This window comes from Micromonospora sp. WMMD882 (assembly GCF_027497255.1).
GTDB lineage: Bacteria > Actinomycetota > Actinomycetes > Mycobacteriales > Micromonosporaceae > Micromonospora.
Map to the genome: position 1 here is coordinate 5201449 of NZ_CP114903.1, position 20885 is coordinate 5222333.

Annotated in this window: 21 protein-coding genes; 12 read left to right on the top strand and 9 right to left on the bottom strand. The window is 74.7% G+C overall.

The window, feature by feature from the left end:
• Positions 1-91: 91 nt before the first annotated feature.
• The 3 genes from radA to O7606_RS22245 form a co-directional block, all read right to left on the bottom strand.
• The gene (radA, locus tag O7606_RS22235) at positions 92-1543 is read right to left on the bottom strand and encodes a DNA repair protein RadA (RefSeq protein WP_281595962.1); all 1452 of its coding nucleotides are present in this window, start codon (positions 1541-1543) and stop codon (positions 92-94) included.
• A 92-nt stretch (positions 1544-1635) separates the two neighbouring features.
• Entirely contained in the window at positions 1636-2406 is a 771-nt protein-coding gene (locus tag O7606_RS22240) for a hypothetical protein (protein ID WP_281595963.1), read from the bottom strand.
• A 137-nt stretch (positions 2407-2543) separates the two neighbouring features.
• Positions 2544-3383: a UbiA family prenyltransferase gene (locus O7606_RS22245; RefSeq protein ID WP_281595964.1), complete on the bottom strand. Its 840-nt coding sequence runs from the start codon at positions 3381-3383 to the stop codon at positions 2544-2546.
• A gap of 45 nt (positions 3384-3428) precedes the next feature.
• On the opposite strand from O7606_RS22245, the gene O7606_RS22250 reads away from it, so the two are divergent.
• The 3 genes from O7606_RS22250 to O7606_RS22260 all read left to right on the top strand — a co-directional run bounded on the left by O7606_RS22250 (position 3429) and on the right by O7606_RS22260 (position 6081).
• Positions 3429-4199, top strand: coding sequence for a methyltransferase domain-containing protein (locus O7606_RS22250; RefSeq protein ID WP_281595966.1), 771 nt, complete (start codon positions 3429-3431; stop codon positions 4197-4199).
• A 123-nt stretch (positions 4200-4322) separates the two neighbouring features.
• Positions 4323-5372, top strand: a complete 1050-nt coding sequence (locus tag O7606_RS22255) for a type III polyketide synthase (RefSeq protein ID WP_281595967.1) — start codon at positions 4323-4325, stop codon at positions 5370-5372.
• A gap of 25 nt (positions 5373-5397) precedes the next feature.
• Positions 5398-6081 (top strand): hypothetical protein, encoded by a 684-nt coding sequence (locus tag O7606_RS22260; protein ID WP_281595968.1) that lies wholly within the window; start codon positions 5398-5400, stop codon positions 6079-6081.
• A 32-nt stretch (positions 6082-6113) separates the two neighbouring features.
• On the opposite strand, the gene O7606_RS22265 is transcribed toward O7606_RS22260, so the two are convergent.
• Positions 6114-6815 (bottom strand): hypothetical protein, encoded by a 702-nt coding sequence (locus O7606_RS22265; protein ID WP_281595969.1) that lies wholly within the window; start codon positions 6813-6815, stop codon positions 6114-6116.
• Positions 6816-7183: 368 nt separating this feature from the next.
• On the opposite strand from O7606_RS22265, the gene O7606_RS22270 reads away from it, so the two are divergent.
• Genes O7606_RS22270 through O7606_RS22285 form a run of 4 tightly spaced genes read left to right on the top strand, consistent with a single transcriptional unit; the run spans position 7184 to position 9997 of the window.
• Entirely contained in the window at positions 7184-7669 is a 486-nt protein-coding gene (locus O7606_RS22270; protein ID WP_007073334.1) for a CarD family transcriptional regulator, read from the top strand.
• A gap of 54 nt (positions 7670-7723) precedes the next feature.
• A complete protein-coding gene (gene ispD, locus O7606_RS22275; protein ID WP_281599808.1) occupies positions 7724-8419 on the top strand; it encodes a 2-C-methyl-D-erythritol 4-phosphate cytidylyltransferase in 696 nt (231 codons plus the stop codon).
• 16 nt (positions 8420-8435) lie between these two features.
• Entirely contained in the window at positions 8436-8924 is a 489-nt protein-coding gene (gene ispF, locus O7606_RS22280) for a 2-C-methyl-D-erythritol 2,4-cyclodiphosphate synthase (protein WP_281595970.1), read from the top strand.
• On the top strand, positions 8921-9997 hold the full coding sequence (locus O7606_RS22285; RefSeq protein ID WP_281595971.1) for a tetratricopeptide repeat protein: 1077 nt from the start codon (positions 8921-8923) through the stop codon (positions 9995-9997). Before ispF ends, O7606_RS22285 begins: the two co-directional genes overlap by 4 nt.
• Before the next feature lie 59 nt (positions 9998-10056).
• Here the strand turns inward: O7606_RS22285 and O7606_RS22290 are convergent, their stop codons facing one another.
• Positions 10057-11223 carry a cupin domain-containing protein gene (locus tag O7606_RS22290; RefSeq protein WP_281595972.1) on the bottom strand — a complete coding sequence of 389 codons (1167 nt, stop codon included), beginning with the start codon at positions 11221-11223 and terminating at the stop codon, positions 10057-10059.
• Between the two features lie 120 nt (positions 11224-11343).
• Between O7606_RS22290 and O7606_RS22295 the strand changes: the two genes are divergently transcribed.
• The 5 genes from O7606_RS22295 to O7606_RS22315 all read left to right on the top strand — a co-directional run bounded on the left by O7606_RS22295 (position 11344) and on the right by O7606_RS22315 (position 15756).
• On the top strand, positions 11344-12264 hold the full coding sequence (locus O7606_RS22295; protein WP_281595973.1) for a hypothetical protein: 921 nt from the start codon (positions 11344-11346) through the stop codon (positions 12262-12264).
• Positions 12261-13466: a fumarylacetoacetase gene (gene fahA, locus O7606_RS22300; RefSeq protein ID WP_281595974.1), complete on the top strand. Its 1206-nt coding sequence runs from the start codon at positions 12261-12263 to the stop codon at positions 13464-13466. The genes O7606_RS22295 and fahA overlap by 4 nt, the downstream gene beginning before the upstream one ends.
• 133 nt (positions 13467-13599) lie before the next feature.
• Positions 13600-13809, top strand: coding sequence for a DUF397 domain-containing protein (locus O7606_RS22305; protein ID WP_281595975.1), 210 nt, complete (start codon positions 13600-13602; stop codon positions 13807-13809).
• Between the two features lie 147 nt (positions 13810-13956).
• A complete protein-coding gene (locus O7606_RS22310; RefSeq protein WP_281595976.1) occupies positions 13957-14418 on the top strand; it encodes an SRPBCC family protein in 462 nt (153 codons plus the stop codon).
• Between the two features lie 63 nt (positions 14419-14481).
• Positions 14482-15756, top strand: a complete 1275-nt coding sequence (locus O7606_RS22315; RefSeq protein WP_281595977.1) for a PQQ-binding-like beta-propeller repeat protein — start codon at positions 14482-14484, stop codon at positions 15754-15756.
• A gap of 55 nt (positions 15757-15811) precedes the next feature.
• Here O7606_RS22315 and hisC read toward each other — a convergent pair whose 3' ends face one another.
• From hisC to hppD, 4 genes are all read right to left on the bottom strand, one after another.
• Positions 15812-16915: a histidinol-phosphate transaminase gene (gene hisC / locus O7606_RS22320; RefSeq protein ID WP_281595978.1), complete on the bottom strand. Its 1104-nt coding sequence runs from the start codon at positions 16913-16915 to the stop codon at positions 15812-15814.
• Entirely contained in the window at positions 16912-18162 is a 1251-nt protein-coding gene (locus tag O7606_RS22325) for an RDD family protein (RefSeq protein WP_281595979.1), read from the bottom strand. Before O7606_RS22325 ends, hisC begins: the two co-directional genes overlap by 4 nt.
• Positions 18163-18385: 223 nt before the next feature.
• Positions 18386-19438, bottom strand: coding sequence for a hypothetical protein (locus O7606_RS22330; RefSeq protein WP_281595980.1), 1053 nt, complete (start codon positions 19436-19438; stop codon positions 18386-18388).
• 189 nt (positions 19439-19627) lie between these two features.
• Positions 19628-20833 (bottom strand): 4-hydroxyphenylpyruvate dioxygenase, encoded by a 1206-nt coding sequence (hppD, locus tag O7606_RS22335; RefSeq protein WP_281595981.1) that lies wholly within the window; start codon positions 20831-20833, stop codon positions 19628-19630.
• Between the last annotated feature and the right edge of the window lie 52 nt (positions 20834-20885).

Here is a 20885-nt window from a genome sequence, read left to right on the forward strand (position 1 = left end):
TGGCATGCGTTCGGTGCTGCCGTGGTTACTGTGATGTGTCACCTGCCCGACACCCCTTTCACCTGCGGCGGCGCGCCCTGCGACCGGCCGGTCACTCCGCCGAGGCGCGGGCCGCGGCCTGCAACGCCGACCGTACGTCAGCGACCTCGACCACGCGCATGCCCTCCGGGGCGGTGACGCCGGACGCGTCCGGCCCGCAACCGGTGGGCACCAGGGCCAGCCGGAAACCCAGCCGGGCCGCCTCGGCCAGCCGGCGGGGGACCGCCCCCACCCGGCGCACCTCGCCGGTCAACCCGACCTCGCCGATCGCCACCAGGTGCGGGGCGATGGCCAGGTTGAGCCCACCGGAGGCCACCGCCAGCGCCACCGCCAGGTCGGCGGCCGGCTCGACCACCCGGATGCCGCCGACGGTCGCCGCGAAGACCTCCCGGTCGTGCAGGGTCAGCCGCTCGGCGCGCCGCTGGAGCACGGCGAGGACCATCGCCAGCCGGGCGCCGTCCAGCCCCGAGACCGTACGCCTCGGCGAGCCGGCCACCGTCGCCCCGATCAACGCCTGGACCTCGGTGACCAGGGCCCGCCGCCCCTCCATCGCCACCGTCACGCAGGTGCCCGGCACGGGCTCGGCGTAGCGGGTCAGGAACAGCCCGGACGGGTCGGCGAGGCTGCTGATGCCCCGCTCGTGCATCTCGAAGCAGCCGACCTCGTCGGCCGCGCCGAAGCGGTTCTTCACGCCGCGGACCAGCCGCAGCGAGGAGTGCTTGTCGCCCTCGAAGTGCAGCACCACGTCGACCAGGTGCTCCAGCACCCGGGGGCCGGCGACCTGGCCGTCCTTGGTGACGTGACCGACCAGGACGGTGGCGATGCCGCGATCCTTGGCCACCGACACCAGCGCGGCGGTGACCGCCCGGACCTGGGTCACCCCGCCGGGCACGCCGTCGGTGCCGGGGGTGGAGATGGTCTGCACCGAGTCGAGCACCAGCAGGCCCGGCTTGACCGCGTCGAGGTGCCCGAGCACCGCGCCGAGGTCGCTCTCGGCGGCCAGGTAGAGCTGGTCGTGCAGGGCGTCCATCCGCTCGGCCCGCAGCCGCACCTGGCTGACCGACTCCTCGCCGCTGACCACCAGGGACGGGCTGCCCGCCCCGGCCGCCCACTGCTGGGCGACGTCGAGCAGCAGGGTGGACTTGCCGACACCCGGCTCGCCGGCGAGCAGCACCACCGCGCCCGGCACCAGGCCGCCGCCGAGGACCCGGTCGAGCTCGGCGACGCCGGTCGGCCGGGCCTTCGCCGGGGCGGCGCTGATGGTGGCGATCGGGCGGGCCGGCTCGGCCGGCGCCCGGGAGCTGACCACCCGCCCGGAAACCGTCGGGCCGGTGACCGTGCGCTCCACCACCGAGCCCCACTCGCCGCACTCCGGGCAGCGCCCGACCCATTTCGGCGGCTGGTGGCCGCAGGCGTCGCACTCGTACGCCGGGCGTGGCTCGCGGGCCGCCCGGGATCGGGCGGGACCGGCCGCGCCGCGCGGGGTCGCTCGGGAGGTCGTCACACCGCGACGCTAGCCAACCCGTACGACGAAAACACCGCCGGCGTGGGGTTGACCACGCCGGCGGTGTCGTCGGTGTCCGGGGGAGGGCCGCGTCAGTGGCCGTCCTCCTCGCCGCCCTCGCCGCCGTGCCGCTCGATGATCGGCGACGGCGGGGCCTGCGGCGACAGCGGCACGCCGACCGGGGCCGGGGTGCTGATCCGCTTGCCGCCGAAGTCGAAGACCAGCTCCACCTGCTGCCCGGCCCGCAGGTCCTCGTTGAGGCCGACGAGCTGGAGGAACCGGCCGCCCTGCTGGTTGAGCTGGGCGTACCCGAACGGGGGCAGCTCCACGACGGGCGGGACGCCGGCGGGGGCCGTCTCGGTGGGCGTCGGGCTCGCCGTCCCGGTCGCGCCCGGGCTGGCGGTGTCGGTGGGCGTCGCGCCAGGGCTGGCCGGGTCGGTGGGCGTCGCGCCCGGGCTGGCGGTGTCGGTCGGGCTCGGGCCGGCCGTCTCCGACGGGGTGGCCGAGGCGGACCCGTCCGGGGTGGCGGACGGCGATGCGCCCGCGCCGGCCAGCACGACCTGCCGGGCGCTCTCGGTGCTGACGGTCACCCGCACCGCCTCCGGCGTCTCGTTGTAGAGCACCACGCTGAGCGGGGCGGTGCCCCCGGCCGGGTAGCCCTCGCTGCCCGGGAAGTCGACCACCAGGCCACGGACCAGGTAGGCGCCGTCCGGGGTGCCGGTGTTCACGCCCTGGACCGACGCCTCCTTCATGGCGGTCTCGGCGACCTGCCCGGCGCCACAGCCGGACACCAGCAGCGTCGCTGCCGCCGTGCCGGCCAGCAGCACGGCCGCCCGTCGGGAGCCCCTGATCGAGCGCGTCACGTCGGTCCTCCTCGTTGCGATCCCCACCCGGGGCGTACGCCCGGTGCGGTGGCCATACCCGCGCAGACCGCGGTCCAGCGTAGTTGGGGCTGATCGAGGCCCGCACGGCGACCCGGCAAAGCCCGCCGCAGGAGGCGTCACACGACCCGACCGCTCGCCACCAGCAGCACCACGTCGACCACCGCGATCAGCAGCACCGCCCGGAAGGCGGCCGGGTGCCGGCCACCGGCGCGGGCCGCGCGGCGTCCGACGTACCAGCTCAGCGGCGGGACCAGGGCGGCGGCGACGATCGCCGCGAGCCCGGCCCAGGACGGCGGCCCGGCTGGCCCGAGGGCCAGCGCGACGGTGGCGGCGAGCAGCAGCGCGGCGGCCGCCGCCGCGCTGCCGGTCGCGCCCAGCCGGTGCGGCAGCCCGCGTACCCCGGTGCGGGCGTCGTCGGTCAGGTCGGGCAGCACGTTGGCGAAGTGCGCGCCGGCGCCGAGCAGCGCTCCGGCGGCCACCAGCCAGCCCGGCGGGGTGGGCGCGCCGGGCAGGGCCAGCACCACGAACGCGGGCAGCGCGCCGAAGGAGACCGCGTACGGCAGCACCGAGACCGGGCTGGACTTCAACGGCCAGTTGTAGAGCAGGGCGGAGAGCAGGGCGACGGTGAGGCACGCCGCGGCGGCCGGGTTGGTGGTCGACGCCAGCGCGGGGCAGGCCACCGCGGCCACCACCGTGCCGACGGTCAGCGCCCGACGGCTGACCGTCCCGGTCACCACCGGTTTGTCGGCCCGGCCGACCAGCGCGTCCCGGCCGGCGTCGAGGAGGTCGTTGGACCAGCCGACGGCGAGTTGGCTGGCGAGCACGCTGGCGGCCACCGTGGCGACCCCCGCCGGGTCGTGCCCCACCCCCAGGGCGAGCAGCCCGGCGACCACGGTCACCGCGAGGGCAGGTTCCGGATGGCTCGCCTTGACCAGCCCTAACACCGTTCGCCGCATAACGGAAGTCTGGTCGTTACCGGCTGGTCGTGCCACGCTCGTTCCATGCGAGACGGTTCGCCGCCCGTGCCCACCCGCCCGCGTGTCCTGCCGCCCAACGACCCCCGCCAGTACGACGACCTGGCCGGCGAGTGGTGGCGGCCGGACGGGGCCTTCGCCCTGCTGCAGTGGCTCGCCGAGGCACGCGCCGCGCTGGTGCCCCCGGCCCGCCGCGACGGCGCGCTCCTGGTCGACCTGGGCTGCGGGGGTGGCCTGCTCGCCCCGTACCTGGCCGGCAAGGGCTACCGGCACGTCGGGGTGGACCTGACCCGGTCCGCGTTGGAGCAGGCCGCCGCGCACGGCGTCACAGTGGTCAACGCCGACGCCACGGCGGTGCCCCTGGCGGACGGCTGCGCCGACGTGGTCGCCGCCGGTGAGCTGCTCGAACACGTGCCCGACTGGCGGCGGGTGGTGGCCGAGGCGTGCCGGCTGCTGCGTCCCGGCGGCCTGCTCGTGCTGGACACCCTGAACGACACCGCGCTGAGCCGGCTGGTCGCCGTCCGGATCGGCGAGCGACTGCCGGCGGTGCCGCGCGGGATCCACGACCCGGCCCTCTTCGTGGACGCCGGGGAACTCGTCCGCGAGTGCGCCCGGCACGGCGTCACGTTGCGGGTGCGCGGCGTCCGCCCGGCGGTCGGCGGACTGGTCGGCTGGCTGGTCCGGCGGGCCGTGCCCGGGATGGCGGCCCGCGCCGACCACCGGCCCGGCCGCCGCCGGATCGTCCCGACCCGTTCCGTCGCCGTGCTCTACCAGGGACGCGGGACGCGGAACGGCTAGCGCGCGGGACGTGGAACGGGTAGTCGGCCGGGCGGCGGGTAAAGGGGACGCCAGGACGGACGGTCCGGGACGACCCGGTGCCTCGTTGGTCTACAGCAGTGACGCTCGACGAGAGGTGGGACCATGGCCGTGCCGGTGATCGCGGGTCTCGGTACGGCGCAACCGCCGTCCGCGACCCAGGACGAACTCTGGGACGGCTTCTTCGCCCGGCACTACGCCGACGGCCCGCTCGCGCTGGCCGAGCGGATCTTCACGAACTCCGGGGTGACCCGGCGGCAGGCGGCGGTGAACCCGCTGATCGAGGACGTCTCCGACTGGCCCACCGAGCGGCGGATGCGCCGCTACCAGGTGGAGGCGCTGCCGTTGGGCAAGGAGGCGGTCGGCCGGGCGTTGACCTCGGCCGGGCTGGCCGCCAGCGACATCGGTCTCTTCGTGGTCTGTTCCTGCACCGGTTACGCCACCCCGGGGCTGGACATCATGCTCGCCCGGGACCTCGGCATGGCCCCGGACACCCAGCGCATGTTCGTCGGCCACATGGGCTGTTACGCGGCGCTGCCCGGGCTCGGCGCGGCCGGCGACTTCGTCACCGCCCGGGGCCGTCCCGCGCTGCTGCTCTGCGCCGAGCTGACCAGCCTGCACATCCAGCCGGCCACGGCCCGGGCGGACACCCAGCAGATCGTGTCGCACGCGCTCTTCTCCGACGCCGCGGTCGCCGCCGTGCTGGTTCCCGGCGGCCCCGGGTACGCGCTGCGTGAGGTCGCCGCGGTGACGGACACCTCCACCGCCGACCACATGACGTGGGAGGTCACCGACACCGGCTTCCGGATGGGACTCTCCCCGAAGGTGCCGCAGGTGCTGTCCGCGCACGTGGCAGGGCTGGTGGACGCGTTGCTGGCCCGGCACGGGGGCGACCGGTCCGGGGTGGACGGTTGGGCGGTGCACCCGGGCGGGCCGCGCATCCTCAACGTGACCGAACGGGAGCTGGGCCTGCCGCCGTCGGCGTTGGACGACTCCCGGGCGACGTTGGCCGAGCACGGCAACTGCTCGTCGACCACGGTGCTGCTGATCCTCGACCGGATGCTGCGCCGGCCCACCCCGCCGGAGCGGATCGTCATGCTGGCCTTCGGTCCCGGCCTGACCCTCTACGCGACTCTGCTGGACCGCCGGGGGTGAGCGGTCCCGGCGTTACGCTCGATCGATGACCCCCTCCGCCGAGAGCCGGCCCGGCACGCCGCTGCTGGCCGGGCTGACCGTGCTCGCGTCGCTCCTCGGCGGCTGGTGGTGGACGGCCGCCGACCCGCGCGCCGACGCCGGGGCCGAGAACGTCCCGGCCGTGGGGGAGGTGCTGGCCGGGCCGTTCGCCCGCCCCGACCCGGCCCGGCTGGCCGCCGCCCGCCGGGCCGCCTCGTCCTACCACGGCGGTGGGCCGGACCGACCGTCCCGTCCCGACCCCGTGTCGGTGGCCGAGCCCCGTCCCGGCCGGACGGCGGTGGTCGACCCGTCGTCGGGGGGGTCGACCGGGCGACGCTGGGGCGGTCTGGCGCGGGTGCTGACCGATCCGGAGGCCGACGCGTCCCGGCTGGGCACCGTGCTGTGGCGGGAGGACGACCGGTTGCTCACCGCCGACGCCCCGGAGGCGAGCCGGCAGGTCACCGGCGCCCCCGACGTCCGGTACCTGCTGTTGGCGCGTTGTGCGGGCCCGGGAGAGGTGACGGTCGCGGTGCACGAGGGCGGGATCGGCCGGAGTTGGCAGCCGGTCCGGTGTGACGGCGCTCTCCTGATGCAGATGGTGGAGGCGACCGGCGGCCCGTTGACCGTGCGGTTCTCCCACTCGGCGGACGGCGTGGTGGAGCTCGACGCGGTCCTGCTCCGCCAGGGCTGACGTTGCGGCCCCGGCCAGGGCTGACGTCCCGGTCAGTCGGCCAGGTGGACCAGGTCCCGCCGGTAGTCCTCGGTCGAGCCGACCGTCGGCACCACCCGTACGACGGTGCCGGCGCGGTCGACCAGCAGCAGGCTCACCGTGCCGGGGACGGGGGCGGCGCCGATCAGGGCGCGTAGCCCGCCGGCCGGGTCGGCGAGCCGCCGCACGCCGGGCGCGACCGGGTCCGGGGCGACCGTACGGCCGCCGGTCACGGTGACCACCCGGACCCCCGGTGGCGCCGCGACCACCGCCTCGGCCACCCGCTCCGGGCAGGCGCACGCGTCCACCAGCACGATCGCCGCCGGCAGCAGGCCGCGCAGCGGCACCGGCGCCTGGGCGTCGTCGACCAGGTCGAGCGCCGGCAACGGGCGACCGACCGGGCCGGTCGGGCCGACCGGCGGGGCGGCCGTCGGGACGGTGGGCCGGCTCGACCGGTCGGTGCGCGGCCAGGTGACGGTCACCAGCCCGGCGAGGGTGGTCAACACCGCCACGGCCAGCACCAGCAGCGGCAGGGCCAGCCGGGACGACAGCCGTCGACGGTGCGGACGGCGCGCGGCGCGCAGCTCACGGCGTACCTGCTCGGCCTCGGCGGCGAGCGCGGAGGCGTCGTCCGGCACGACCAGCCGGCCCCACTCGGGCGGCAGGTCGGGCAGGCCGTCCGAGGCTCCGTGGCCATCAGGGTCAGGCATGCCCATCGGACCTCCGCGTGCCGGGTGGGTGAGGGGAGCAACGGCGCTTCTCCAGCGTCCTCCACCAGCCGCTGGATGGCTACATCCGGGCGTGTCTTCGAACGGGCCGGTACCATGGAACGAGTGCATCCCCCTGGAACCCGCCCCCTGCGGGACAGCCTTGCGGCGGATGATCCGAAAACACCCGCACCGAGGCCCACGCCGGGACGTGTTCCACTTGTCACGGAGCGTGTTCGAATCATCGGTTTGACCGCCTGTCAAGCCGAAGAAATCCCTCTCACATGGCCCCTGAGCTGCGCTTACGGTCAGGACTGCGGTGAGACATCGGTGCCTGAGCGTGTTACCCTAGACACAGCGAAAGGGGTTTCGAACCTATGGTTTTCAGTGTCGGCGAGACCGTTGTTTACCCCCACCACGGGGCCGCACTCATCGAGGCAATCGAGACTCGGGTCATCAAGGGAGAGCCTAAGCAGTACCTCGTCCTGAGGGTTGCGCAGGGTGACCTCACGGTCCGGGTGCCCGCTGAGAACGCCGAGATCGTGGGCGTGCGCGAGGTGGTCGGCGAAGAGGGCCTGGGCAAGGTCTTCGACGTCCTCCGCGCTCCGCACACCGAGGAGCCGACCAACTGGTCGCGGCGTTACAAGGCGAATCTGGAGAAGCTGGCCTCCGGTAACCCGCTGAAGGTGGCCGAGGTGGTCCGCGACCTGTGGCGGCGGGAGCGGGAGCGGGGCCTCTCCGCGGGCGAGAAGCGGATGCTCGCCAAGGCCCGCGACATTCTGGTCGGCGAGGTCGCGCTGGCCGAGAAGAGCACCAAGGACGAGGCGGAGACGCTGCTCGACAAGGTTCTGACCGAGGCCTAGTTCCACGGCATCGTCGTACCCACCCTGTAGCAGATGAAAAACGAGGACCGCGACGTGACCGCGCAGCTCAATCCGCGCGGTGACGTCGCGGTCCTTGTTCCTGCGGCCGGCGCCGGCGTCCGGCTCGGTCCCGGCGCTCCCAAGGCGCTGCGGCTGCTCGCCGGGGAGCCGCTGCTCGTGCACGCGGTCCGCCGGATCGCCGCCGCGCCGTCGGTGCGCGCCGTCGTGGTGGCCGCCCCGGCGGGCGACGTGCCCTTCGTCCGGGAGCTGCTCGCGGCGGTCGCCCCGGTCACCGTGGTGGCGGGTGGCGCGCAACGACAGGATTCGGTCGCCGCCGCGTTGGCCGCCGTGCCGGACGGCGCCGAGATCGTCCTGGTGCACGACGCCGCCCGGGCCCTGGTCCCGGCCGCCCTCGTCGAGTCGGTGGCGGCGGCGGTACGTGCCGGGCACGCCGCGGTCGTCCCGGCGCTCCCGGTGGTGGACACCATCAAGGAGGTCTCGACCGACGAGGTGGTGCGCGGCACGGTCGACCGCTCCGCGCTGCGTGCCGTGCAGACCCCGCAGGGCTTCCGTCGGGCGGTGCTGGCCGCCGCGCACGCCGCCGCGGCCGACCCGTTGACCGACGACGCGGGCCTGGTCGAGAAGCAGGGCGTGCCGGTGCTCTGCGTGCCCGGCTCGGAGTACGCCCTGAAGATCACCCGACCGTTCGACCTGACGCTGGCCGAGCACCTGCTGGCCGTGGGCGCCTGACGCGTACCCTGGCTCCATGATCGTTCCCCGGGTGGCCGTCGGTACCGACATCCACGCGTTCGCCCCCGGTCGGCCCTGCTGGCTGGCCGGGTTGCACTGGCCGGGCGAGGTCGGGCTGGCCGGGCACTCCGACGCCGACGTGGTCGCGCACGCGGCCTGCAACGCGCTGCTGTCCGCAGCCGACCTGGGCGACCTGGGCGCCAACTACGGCGTCTCCGAGCCCGAGTGGGCCGGCGCGTCCGGGGTGGCCCTGCTCACCGAGAGCGCCCGCCGGGTCCGTGCCGCCGGCTTCGAGATCGGCAACGTCTCCGTACAGGTGATCGGCGACCGTCCGAAGATCGGCCCGCGCCGCGCCGAGGCCCAGCAGGTCCTCTCCGTGGCGGTCGGCGCCCCGGTGACCGTCTCGGCCGCCACCACCGACGGGCTCGGTTTCCCGGGCCGGGGCGAGGGGCTGACCGGCATCGCGGTGGCCCTGGTCTACCCGGTCACGGACGGTCGGGAGTGACCCCGGAGCCGTCGGAGACGACCCCGGGGCCCGAGCCGACCGAGAGCTACCTCCAGCGCGCCCAACTCCTCGCCGAGCTGGGCCGGTACGACGAGGCGGCCGGTGAGCTGACCCACGTGCTCGCCCGGGATCCGGCGCACGTCCCCGCGTCGACGATGCTGGCCCGGCTGCACCTGGCGGCCGACCGGCCCGCCGCGGCGCTCGACGCGGCACAGACCGCCGTGGCCGCCGCCCCCGGCACGGTCGAGCCGCTGGTCACCCGGGCGCTGGCCCTGATCGACCTACGGGAGTTCGCGCCGGCAGCCCGGACCGCCGACGAGATCCTGGCGCTCGGCCCCGACGACGCGTACGCCCAGCGCAGCGCGGCGGCGATCCTGGCCGAGGCGCGCAACGGGCAGCCGGCGCTGAACGCGGCCTGGCGGGGGGTGGAGCTGGCCCCGGAGCAGCCGCAGGCCCACCTGGTGCTCGGTCTGGTCGCCGCCCGGCTGGGGCTGTTCAGCCTGGCCGAGCGGGCCTACGCCGAGGCGCTGCGCCTCGATCCGGAGCTGGCCGAGGCCCGGCACGACATCGGCGTGCTCCGGTTGGAGCAGCGCCGCTACGCCGAGGCGCTGGAACACCTCGCCGAGGCCGCCGCGATCGGCCCTCGACCGGTCGAGCCGGGCCGGGACGGGGCCGGTCAGGGCGGTCCGGCCCGGATCGATCCGCGCCGGACCATCTCCGGCGAGCTGCGTCGACTGATCGCGTACGGCGCCGGCTGGTGCCTGGTGGCCACCGTGACGGTCGCCTGTCTGGCCGCCAGCGGCGGATGGTCGCGGGTGTTCGCGGCGGTCGCCGCGCTCGGCGCGGCGCTGGTGGTCTGGCGGTACGCGGCGAAGTTGCCCGGCCTGACCCGGACCGTCCTGCCGGAGCTGTTGCGCACCGACCGGACGCTGGCCCTGGCGGTGTACGCGGTGGTCGCCGCGCCCGCCCTGATCCTGCTCTACGCGCTGGTCGGCACGCCGTGGCCACTGGTGCTGGCGATCGTGCTGGCGGCGATCGCGGAACTCGCCGCGTTCTCCCGCCCGGTCCGCTGACCCCCTTCCACCGCGACCCGCCGGCCCGCGCCGGCCTGGCGGGGGTCGGGGGCGGCCGGTCAGGGGCGGCGGGCCCAGGTCCAGGCGTAGCCCGGGTCCTCGCACTCCGCCGCCGCGTCGCAGAGGTCCAGCGGACGGAAGGTGTCCACCATCACCGCCAGCTCGTCGAAGAAGTCGACCCCGATGGCACGCTCGGCGGCCCCGGGCTGCGGGCCGTGGGTGAACCCGGACGGGTGCAGCGAGATCGAGCCCTGCTCGATGCCGGAGCCGCGCCGGGCCTCGTAGTTGCCGCCGGTGTAGAAGAGCATCTCGTCCGAGTCGACGTTGTGGTGGTGGTACGGCACCGGGATGGCGTCCGGGTGGTAGTCGACCTTGCGGGGCACGAAGGAGCAGATCACGAAGTTCGGCCCCTGGAAGGTCTGGTGCACCGGCGGCGGCTGGTGGATCCGGCCGGTGATCGGCTCGAAGTCGTGGATGGACAACGCCCACGGGTACATGTGCCCGTCCCAGCCGACCACGTCGAACGGGTGGTGCGCGTAGACGTACCTGGTCCAGCCCCGACGGTGCCGGACCAGCACCTCCACCTCCTCGCCGTCGACCAGCAGCGGCGTGTCCGGTCCACGGACGTCGCGTTCGCAGTACGGCGAGTGCTCGAGGAACTGGCCGCGTACCGAGAGGTAACGCTTGGGCGGGCCGACGTGCCCGGCCGCCTCGACGGCCAGCAGCCGGGCCGGCTGGTCGCCGGTCGGCACGAGGCGGTGGATGGTCGAGGTCGGGACGATCACGTAGTCGCCGGCGACCACGTCGAGCGTCCCGAAGGTGGACTCCACCCGCAGCGCGCCGGACTCGACGTAGAGGCAGTGGTCGCCGGTGGCGTCCCGGAACAGCGGGGACGGCCGGTCGGCGACCACGTACGCGATCCGGACGTCGTCGTTGGCGAGCAGGTACCGCCGGCCGAACACCGGGTCGGCGGGGCCGCCGTCGAGCTTGTGGGTGCGCAGGTGGCGGGGCTTGAGCGGCAGGTTCGGCGCGCGGGTGACCGCTGGCGGGGTGAACTCGTCGGCGGCGACGATCGCGGTGGGCGCGTGCCGGTGGTAGAGCAGGGACGAGTCGGAGGAGAAGCCCTCCTGCCCCATCAGCTCCTCGGTGTACAGGCTGCCGTCGGGCTGACGGAACTGGGTGTGCCGCTTGCGGGGCACGTCTCCGACGCTGCGGTAGTACGGCATGTCGCCCTCCCGGGGTCGCTCACCGGCGAAGGCGTCCGACGGGGTCGCTCACCGGCCGAAGGCGTCCGATAATCGGACGCTGTTGTCCGTTACTTGTAGCGTCCCGTAGATTCTTGTCTCGTGTCAACGCAGGTGCCCCGGCTGCTCGCCGGTCTCGTCGACGACGCCGCCGTCTTCCCGCCCGGCAGCGCCACCCTGCCCGACGCCCTCGCCGCCCACCGCCGGCACCGCGCCTCCTGGTACGCCGACCTGGTCGGCCCGCTGCTCGTACCGGCGTCGGCCCTGCCCGACCTGGCCCGCCTCCTCGACACCGAGACGCCGGGCACGCCCGAGACGCCGGGCACGCCCGGCGCGCCGGCCGCGGAGCCCGCGCCCCTGGAGATCGGCGTGATCGGCGACGTGCCGCTGGCCCGGCTCGGCGCGGCCTGCGCGGCGGCCGACCCCCGGCTGCGGATCCGCCAGGTGGAGGCGGCCGTCGCCCGGCGGGGCGAGGACCCGCTGCCCGGCCTCGCCGAGCTGACCGGGCTGGCCACCGGGTGGACCGCCGCCGGCCGGCCCGACGTGTACGCCGAGATCCCGCTCGCCTGGGGGCTGCTCGGCGCGCTGGACCGGCTCGCCGAGCAGCGCGCCGGCGGCCTCCGGATCGCGGCGAAGTTCCGCACCGGCGGGCTGGCCGCCGAGCTCTTCCCCACCCCGGGCGAGCTGGCCACCGTGCTCTGCGCCTGCCGGGACCGGCAGCTCCCCTTCAAGCTGACCGCCGGGCTGCACCACGCCACCCGCGCCGTCGACCCGGAGACCGGCTTCACCCACCACGGTTTCGTCAACGTGCTGGCGGCGGTCCGGGTCGCGGCCGAGGGCGGGCCGGTGGACGCCGTCGCCGAGGTGCTGACCACCGTCGACCCGCGCCCCCTGCTCCAGTGGACCGCCCCCGGGCGGGACGGGCCGCGCCCGCTCTGGATCGGTTTCGGATCGTGCAGCATCGGAGAACCCCTGACCGACCTGGTCCGGTTGGGGCTGGTGGACGGAGGCTACTCGCAATGAGCGCGACGAGCTGGGTGCCGGGCGCCGACGGCTCCCCGTACGGGGTGACGAACCTGCCGTACGGGGTGTTCCGGCGGGACGGCCAGCCGCCCCGGATCGGCGTACGCGTCGCCGACCTGGTGTTCGACCTGGCCGCCGCCGAGCAGGCCGATCTGGTGCTGGCCGCCGGGGCGTTCGGCAGCCCCACGCTCAACGACTTCATGGCGCTCGGCCGTCCCCAGTGGACGGCGGTCCGGCAGCGGCTGGTCGAGCTGCTCACCGACCCGGAGCACCGGCCCGCCGTGACGCCGCTGCTGACGCCGTTGGCCGAGGTGGAGCTGGCGCTGCCGTTCGAGGTGGCCGACTACGTCGACTTCTACTCCTCCGAACACCACGCCGCCAACGTCGGGCAGATCTTCCGGCCCGGGCAGCCGCCGCTGCTGCCCAACTGGAAGCACCTGCCGATCGGTTACCACGGCCGGGCCGGCACGGTGGTCGTCTCCGGCACCCCGGTGACGCGTCCCTGCGGTCAGCGGGCCACCCCGGACGGCCCGGTGTTCGGCCCCTCCGTACGCCTCGACATCGAGGCCGAGGTGGGGTTCGTGGTGGGCGTGCCGTCCCCGCTGGGGCGCCGGGTCTCCGTCGCCGACTTCGCCGACCACGTGTTCGGTGTGGTGCTGGTCAACGACTGGTCCGCCCGGGACGTCCAGGCGTGGGAGTACCAACCCCTCGGCCCGTTCCTCGGCAAGTCCTTCGCCACCTCGGTGTCGGCCTGGGTGACCCCGCTGGACGCGCTCGCCGAGGCGTTCGTGCCGGCCCCCGAGCAGGACCCGGCCGTGCTCGACTACCTGCGCGCCGTACCCCATCAGGGGTTGGACCTGCGGCTGGCGGTGGAGTGGAACGGCGAGCGGGTCACCGAGCCGCCGTTCGCCGGCATGTACTGGACGCCGGCCCAGCAGCTCGCCCACCTGACCGCCAACGGGGCGTCGCTGCGCACCGGCGACCTGTACGCCTCCGGCACGGTCTCCGGGCCCCGACGGGACCAGGTCGGCTCGTTCCTGGAGCTGACCTGGGGCGGGGCGGAGCCGGTCAGGATCGGCGGCGACGACCGCGCCTTCCTCGTCGACGGGGACACCGTCACCGTCACGGCCACCGCGCCCGGCCCGGACGGCGGCGTGGTCGCCCTCGGGGAGGTCACCGGCACCATCCACCCGGCTCGTTGACTCTCTGTGGCCGCGATCGCACTGTCTGTCCGGTAGCGCGGCGACCCTGCGCCGTTGAGCGTCCCGGAACGCGTCGCCCGCGACGGGCGGCGGCAAGTCGTGGGACGTCCCACCGCACAGGGAGGTAGCGAGGATGAACGATCTCGTCGGCGCCATCTGGCGCAAGAGCAGCCGCTCCAACGATCAGGGTCTCTGCGTGGAGGTGGCGGACAACCTCGTCGGCTCCCTCGGCGTGGTCGGCATCCGCGATTCCAAGGACCTCACCGGTCCGGCGCTCGCGGTCAGCCCGCTCGGGTGGTCGGCGTTCGTCACCGCCCTGCGGTCCGGCCAGATGCGGCCCTGACCCACCGCCCCGTCGCCGCTGGTCGGCGGCGGGCGCAGCGGAGCTGACCGAGGGCTCCGTCACTCCCGGCCGGAGTGACGGGGCCCTCGATCGTTGTGGCGGCGCGGACCGCCGGCTGCCCGTACCGTGAACGGCACGGGAGGTGCCATGTCCACGGTGTCGGTGACGGATTTCGTCGACGCCCCCGCCGAGCAGGTGTGGCGGCTGCTCACCGAGCTGCCCGCCCGCGCCGACCGGCTCACCGCCGCCGATGCGGTGGAGGTGCTGACCCCCGGCCCGTTCGCCGCCGGAACGTCCTGGCGGGAGACCCGCGTCCGGCCCGACGGCGGCCGGCTGACCGAGGAGTACGTGGTCGGCGCGGTCGAGCCGCCGCACCGGCTGGTGCTCAGCTCCCCCGGGATCGGCGTCGACTACCGGATCACCTGGACCCTGCGGCCGGCACGCCGGCACGGCCGGCCCGGCACCGCCGTCACCGTCGCGCAGGAGGCGGTGCCGAACGCCCCGTACGGGCGGGTGCTCGCCCTGCTCTTCGGCGGCCTGGCCGCCCGTACGGTGGAAGGGGCGCTGCGCCGGGACCTCGCCGACCTGGCCGCCGCCGTCGGTCGGTGAACGGCCCACCTCGAAGCCCCGACGCCACCGACCCTGGGTAGGGTGCCGGGCGGAGGTGCGCCCATGGTGATCCGCAAGGACCGGCGACGACGGGTGGTCGGCGTGGTCGCCGTGCTGCTCGTGGCCGGGCTGGCCGGGGCCACGGTCCACCGGGTGCTCGCCCCGGCCGAGGTGGTCACCGTCGCGCGCGGGGAGCTACCCGCGGTGGCGTCCCCGGCCAGCGGGCCGATCGGCCGGTTCGCCACCGCCCCGCTGCTCGTCGACGGGCGGCTGCGGGTGTACGCCACCACCCGGCAGGTCTGGGCGGACGCGCCGGTCGACGACCGCCAACGCAACACCCCGTACTGGTCGTACCGGCGCTGGCCGGCGCAGCTCAGCGGGGTGGTGACCGGCGGGGCCACGGTGGTGAGCCGCTGGTCCGACGGCCAGTTGGTGGCGTTGCACGCGCACACCGGCCGGATCGCCTGGCGGGCCGCGGCGCCGGCCCCGCCGGACGGCTACACCGGGCGACGCACCGGCGCGTCGACCGTCTGGACGCCGGTCGGGCTGCACACCGCGACCACCCCGGACGGACGGCCCGTGGTGGTGACCGTCGGCGACCGCCAGGCGCAGGGCAGCGAGCTCACCACCGGGCGGCGGCTCTGGCGGGTGGATCTCGACCCGGGCTGCCGTACCGCCATCGGCACCACCGTCACCGGCCGCCTCGCCACCCTGGACCGCTGCGCGGACGGCACCGTCGTCGAGTTCCGGGACGCCGCCACGGGCGCGGTGGTCGAGCGCTGGCGTCCGCCGGGCGCGGCAGCGGCGTCGGTCGTCACGCCCACCGGATGCGCCACCGCCCGTTCGGCCTGCGGCGGTCTGCGCGTCGCCGAGCCGGAGACCACCGGGGCGGACCCCGCCGACGGCCGGGGCTGGCTGGTCGACACCGGGTCGCCGGTCGCCGCCCCCGGCCTCGACCGGACCGGCGCGGTGCTCGCCGGGCCGGCCGGCGTGGCGGTGACCGCCGGCGTGGTCACCGGACGGTCCGCCCGCACCGGCGACGAGCTGTGGCGGCGCACCGACCTGGGCCCCGGGGTCCGGGTGCTGGGCGCCCAGCCCGGCCGGGTGCACCTGCTCACCGAGGAGAAGGACCTGGTCACCCTGGACCCGGCGACCGGCGTGCTGCGGTCCCGGTTCCGGTTGACCGTCGGCCGGGACGGCACCGGCTGGACGCCCGGCCTCGCCTACGCGGCCGACGGTTACCTGGCGGTGGAACGGCTCCGCACCCCGGTCGACGTCGGGGCCGACGACCACCGGTACTACCCGATGGCCGAGCCGGTGGTCCTCGCCGCGACCTGACCGCCGGCGCGCCGCGCGGCGGCGGCCAGGTCGACGCGGGCGAGCCGGCCGGCGGTCAGGCCAGCACGGCGTCGGCCGCCGCCAGGAACGCGTCGTTCTCGGCCGGGGCGCCGATGGTGACCCGCACCCCGTCACCGGCGAACGGCCGGACGATCACCCCGCGCGCCTCGCACGCCTGCCCGAACGCCACCGACCGGTCGCCCAGCGGCAGCCAGACGAAGTTGGCCTGACTGGTCGGCACGTCCGGGACGTGCTTGCGCAGCGCCTCGGTGACCCGGTCCCGCTCGGCGACCACCAGGGCGCACCGGCGTTCCATCTCCTCGGCCTGGGCGAGCGCGGCCAACGCGCCGGCCTGCGCGGCGGCGCTGGCCGAGAAGGGGGTCACCACCTTGCGGATCGCGGCGGCCACCACCGGCTGGGCGACCAGGAAACCGATCCGCAGCCCGGCCAGGCCCCACGCCTTCGAGAGGGTACGCAGCACCACCACGTTCGGCCGGTCGGCGAGCGTGAGCCCGTCCGGCACGTCGGGGTCGGTGACGAACTCCCGGTACGCCTCGTCGATCACCACGAGCACGTCGTCCGGCACGGTGTCCAGGAAGCGTTCCAGCTCGGCCCGACGCAGGAACGTGCCGGTGGGGTTGTTCGGGTTGCAGACCAGGATCATCCGGGTCCGGTCGGTCACCGCCGCGGCCATCGCGGCCAGGTCGTGCCCGTGGTCCGGGCCGTTGGGCACCCGCACGCTGGTCGCCCCGCTGGTCGCCGCGATGATCGGGTACGCCTCGAAGGAGCGCCACGAGTAGACCAGCTCGTCCCCGGGCAGGCAGGTGGCCCGGACCAGGTGCTCGGCCAACGCCACCGACCCGCAGCCGGTGGCGACCCGCTCCGGGTCCACGCCGTACCGCTCGGCCAGGGCGGCGCGCAGCGCGACCACGCCCATGTCCGGATACCGGTGCGCCCCGGCGGCGGCCTCGGCGACCGCCTCCACCACGCCGGGCAGCGGCCCGTACGGCACCTCGTTGCTGGCCAATTTGACGGCCTCCGGGATGCCCAGCTCGCGGGCCAGGTCGGCGGGGCTGCGGCCGGGCACGTAGTTGGGCAGCGCGTCGAGGTCGGCGCGGGTGAGCCGCAGGGGCGGCTGCTGACGTCCGGTGTCGGTCATTCGGATTCTCCCGGGGGGCGGGCACGGTCGTGCGGTTCTTCGCGGGCGGGGGTGGTGACGCGCGGCACCTGGACCACGACGGTCTGGGCGCGCTTGTCGTGCAGGGCCTGACGCATCGGCTGGTCGAACAGGGGCGAGAGCGCGTCGATCAACTGGAGCAGCAGACCGAGGCCGCAGCAGTACCAGAGCAGGGTGGGTAGACCGAGGGTGTTCCAGCGGCGGAACGAGCGCCCGAAGCCGAGCGGCTGGTCACCGGCGAGCGGCACCGCCCGGATCCCCATCACCCGCTTGCCGAAGGTCTGCCCGCCGTTGGCCATCGCCGGCACCTCGTAGGCGAACCACAGGGCGGTGGCGAGCAGCAGGATCACCACCTGGAGGCTGCCCGCCTGGTCACTGGGCTGCGGCAGTGGCTCGGTCGGGTTGGCCGTGCCACTGGACCAGCGGGCGGCGATCTCGCGCCAGACCGGCGACATCTCCTTGGCGAACTGCCAGACGAACCAGCCGTTCACCACCGCGTTCAGCACGAAGACGATGCCGAAGTCGATCAGGCGGGCCAGGAAGCGCGCCCCGTACCCGGCCAGTGGCAGACCGTGCGGGCGCGGCGGCGGGGCCGGATGCCCGCCGTACGGCCAGCCCGGCGGGTACCCGGGCGGCGCGGCATACCCGGGGGGCGGCGGCCCGTACCCGGGCGGTGGCTGCTGTCCGGGTGGTGGCTGCTGTCCGGGTGGCTGCCCGTACCCGGGCGGGGGTTGCTGTCCGGGTGGGAACTGCTGTCCGGGTGGATGTTGAAGTGGGCCGCCCGACGGCCAGCCGGGGCCGGGCTGGCCGCCCGCCCCGGGACCCCAGCCGGGCTGACCCGCGCCGGGCTGACCCCAGCCGGGGTGGGTCGGGCCGGGCTGACCCGCGCCGGGGTGGCCCGCGCCGGGGTGGCCCCAGCCGGGGTGGGTCGGGCCGGGCGGGGGCGGGGCGCCGTACCCGGGACCGGGGGCCGGCGAGGTCGGGCCCGGCAGGCCGGTGGCGCCGGGAGTGGCGGCCCCGGACACCGGCGTGCCCTGCTGCGTCGCGCCACCGGCCGCGGCCCCCGAGGTCGGGGAGTCGGTGGGGGAGGGCGGCGGCTCGGCCGGCGGCGGCCCGTCCGGCGGGGTGGCGTCGGCCGGTATCGGCGCGCCGATCCACCCCCCGCCGTCCCACCAACGCTGGGTCTCGGGGTCGGCAGGGTCGACGTACCAGCCGGGTTGCACGCTCACGCAGCTACCTTAACGACGCCTTCCCCGCCGGCCCGCCCGCCGGCTGTCCGCACCGGCCACCGACACGCCCTGATTCGTACGCTTACACCATCGAAGTCCCTTTTCAGGCCACCCGGGGCGACGTCCCGCCGTTCCCTGCGCCCCGCAAGATCGTGCTGTTCGTGGGCAGAATTGACGATCTTGCCCGCAGCGGCGGCGCGGCGCGAGCGGGTGGGATGGTTGGTCAGTCGGTTTCGACTGGTGCTTCGCCGAACACGGTGAAGCTGACCACCCAGTACGCGACGTAGAGGGCGAGCAGCACGAATCCGTGCCAGCGCCGCAGTCGGCGGGTGTAGAGGAAGTAGCCGGCGAGCGCGGTCATCCCGGTCAGCGCCGGGAGGTGCCAGGAGAGCACCTCGTCGTCGACGACGATGCTGCCACCGGCGAGCAGGATGATGCCGAGTTTGCCGGTCACTCCGAAGACGACACTGCCGATGACGTTGCCGATGCCGAGATCGGGGGCGCCGCGCCGGGTGGGCTCGACGGTCAGGAGCACGTCTTCGAGGGTGAGGACGAGGGTGGCGATGGTGGCCCCGAACAGGGCCCCCTGGATCTCGAACCCCTCCAGGATGCCTTCCGTGCCGATGCTCGTCATCGTCGCGCCGACGACGAGGCCGACCAGCGCGACGACGGCCAGCCCGATCGCGGCCCAGCCGGAGAGCGGGCGGGCCCTGCCGAACGGCATCGTCGCGGCGAGGGGCGGACCGCCCGGGGGCGCGTCGGGCCGGTCACCAGCGCCGCCGAGCTTCCGGAGGGGCCCGTCACCAGCGCCGCCGAGCTTCCGGAGGGGCCGGTCACCGGCGCTGCGGAGTTCCCGGACGGTCACGTACCCGAGGAAGAGCGCGAACAGCAGCAGGAGCAGCACGCCGTACAGCGGGGTGAGGGGCCCGAACACGACGAAGGGGATCATCGCCAGCGGCGCGACTACGAACAGCGCGATGTACCGGCGCGGGATTTCCGTCCTGGTCGGCGAGATGATCGCGGCGAGCGCGAGCACCACTCCGATCATCGAGATCGACGTGCCGAACACGGTGCCGAGCGCGACGTCGCTGAGATCCTCGATGTTGAGCGCCACTCCGAAGGCGACGTCGTCGAACTCGATTCCGGTGAAGATGATCGCGAGCAGGAAGACGGAGACGCGCAGCCCGGACGCGGCGCCGACGAGGTAGGAGATCAGTTTCTCCGCGCTGTAGATCAGGAGCGCGGCGCCGACGACGAAGAGGAGTATCGACGACAAGGTACCGGGCGCCCCTTTCCCACGGTGGTCGGCCAGGTGGACGCGCGGCGTTCACCTGGCCGACGACAGCCACTCGTCGGCTCGATGCATAATCGTTTCACATCGATACCGAAAGGGGCTAGCGCAGCGGAGCCTCAAATGCGCTGGGAAGGGTTTCCCTCGTATGGGAATTGCGCTATCCGGTACTGCTCAGAGGTTGCCGCGCCTTTCCTGCTCACGCTCGATGGCCTCGAAGAGGGCCTTGAAGTTGCCCTTGCCGAAGCCGAGCGAGCCGTGCCGTTCGATCAGCTCGAAGAAGACTGTCGGTCGGTCCTGCACCGGCTTGGTGAAGATCTGGAGCAGGTAGCCGTCCTCGTCCCGGTCGACCAGGATCTTGCGGGCCTTCAGCTCCTCGATCGGCACCCGTACCTCGCCGATCCGGGCGCGCAGCTCCGGGTCGTCGTAGTAGGAGTCCGGCGTGTCCAGGAACTCGACGCCGGCCGCCCGCATCGCGTCCACGCTGGCCAGGATGTCGTTGGTGGCCACCGCGATGTGCTGCGCCCCCGGGCCCTGGTAGAACTCCAGGTACTCGTCGATCTGCGACTTCTTGCGGGCGACGGCCGGCTCGTTCAGGGGGAACTTCACCTTGCGGGTGCCGTTGGCGACGACCTTGCTCATCAGCGCGGAATAGTCGGTGGCGATGTCGTCGCCGATGAACTCCGCCATGTTGGTGAAGCCCATCACCCGCCGGTAGAAGTCGACCCATTCGTCCATCCGGCCCAACTCGACGTTGCCGACCACGTGGTCGACCGCCTGGAAGAACCGCTTCGGCTGGAGGCCGGCGTCGATCATGGGCTGCCGGTCGACGATCGGCCGCCGGGCCACGAAGCCGGGCAGGAACGGGCCGGTGTAGCGGGACCTGTCGACCAGGGTGTGCCGGGTGTCGCCGTACGCGGCGATGCTCGCCATCCGGACGGTGCCGTGCTCGTCGGTGACGTCGTGCGGCTCCAGCAGGCCGGTCGCGCCCTGGCCGGTGGCGTGCGCGTACGCCGCGTCGACGTCGGGGACCTCCAGCGCGATGTCGGAGACGCCGTCGCTGTGCTTGGCGACCAGGGCGGCGTCCGGCGCGTCGGGGCGGACCGCGCCGCGGAGCACGAACCGGGCCGAACCGCTGGTCAGCACGTACTCGGCGTAGTCCCGGTGGCCCTGCTCCGGCCCCCGGTACGCCACGCAGGTCATGCCGAAGGCGGTGGAGTAGTAGTGCGCCGCCTGCTTGGCGTTGCCGACCAGGAAGGCGACGTGGTCGAGTCCCCGGACCGGGAACGGGTCGTGGCTGGTGTCGTGCGCGACAGCGCCGACGAGCGCGTCGACGTCGACCTCTTCGGTCGACTGGGGTCGGTCGATCGCCTGGGTCATCGTGGACTCCCTCCGGTTCGGTGCCTCTTCCGCGAGGATCGCGGCCCGGACG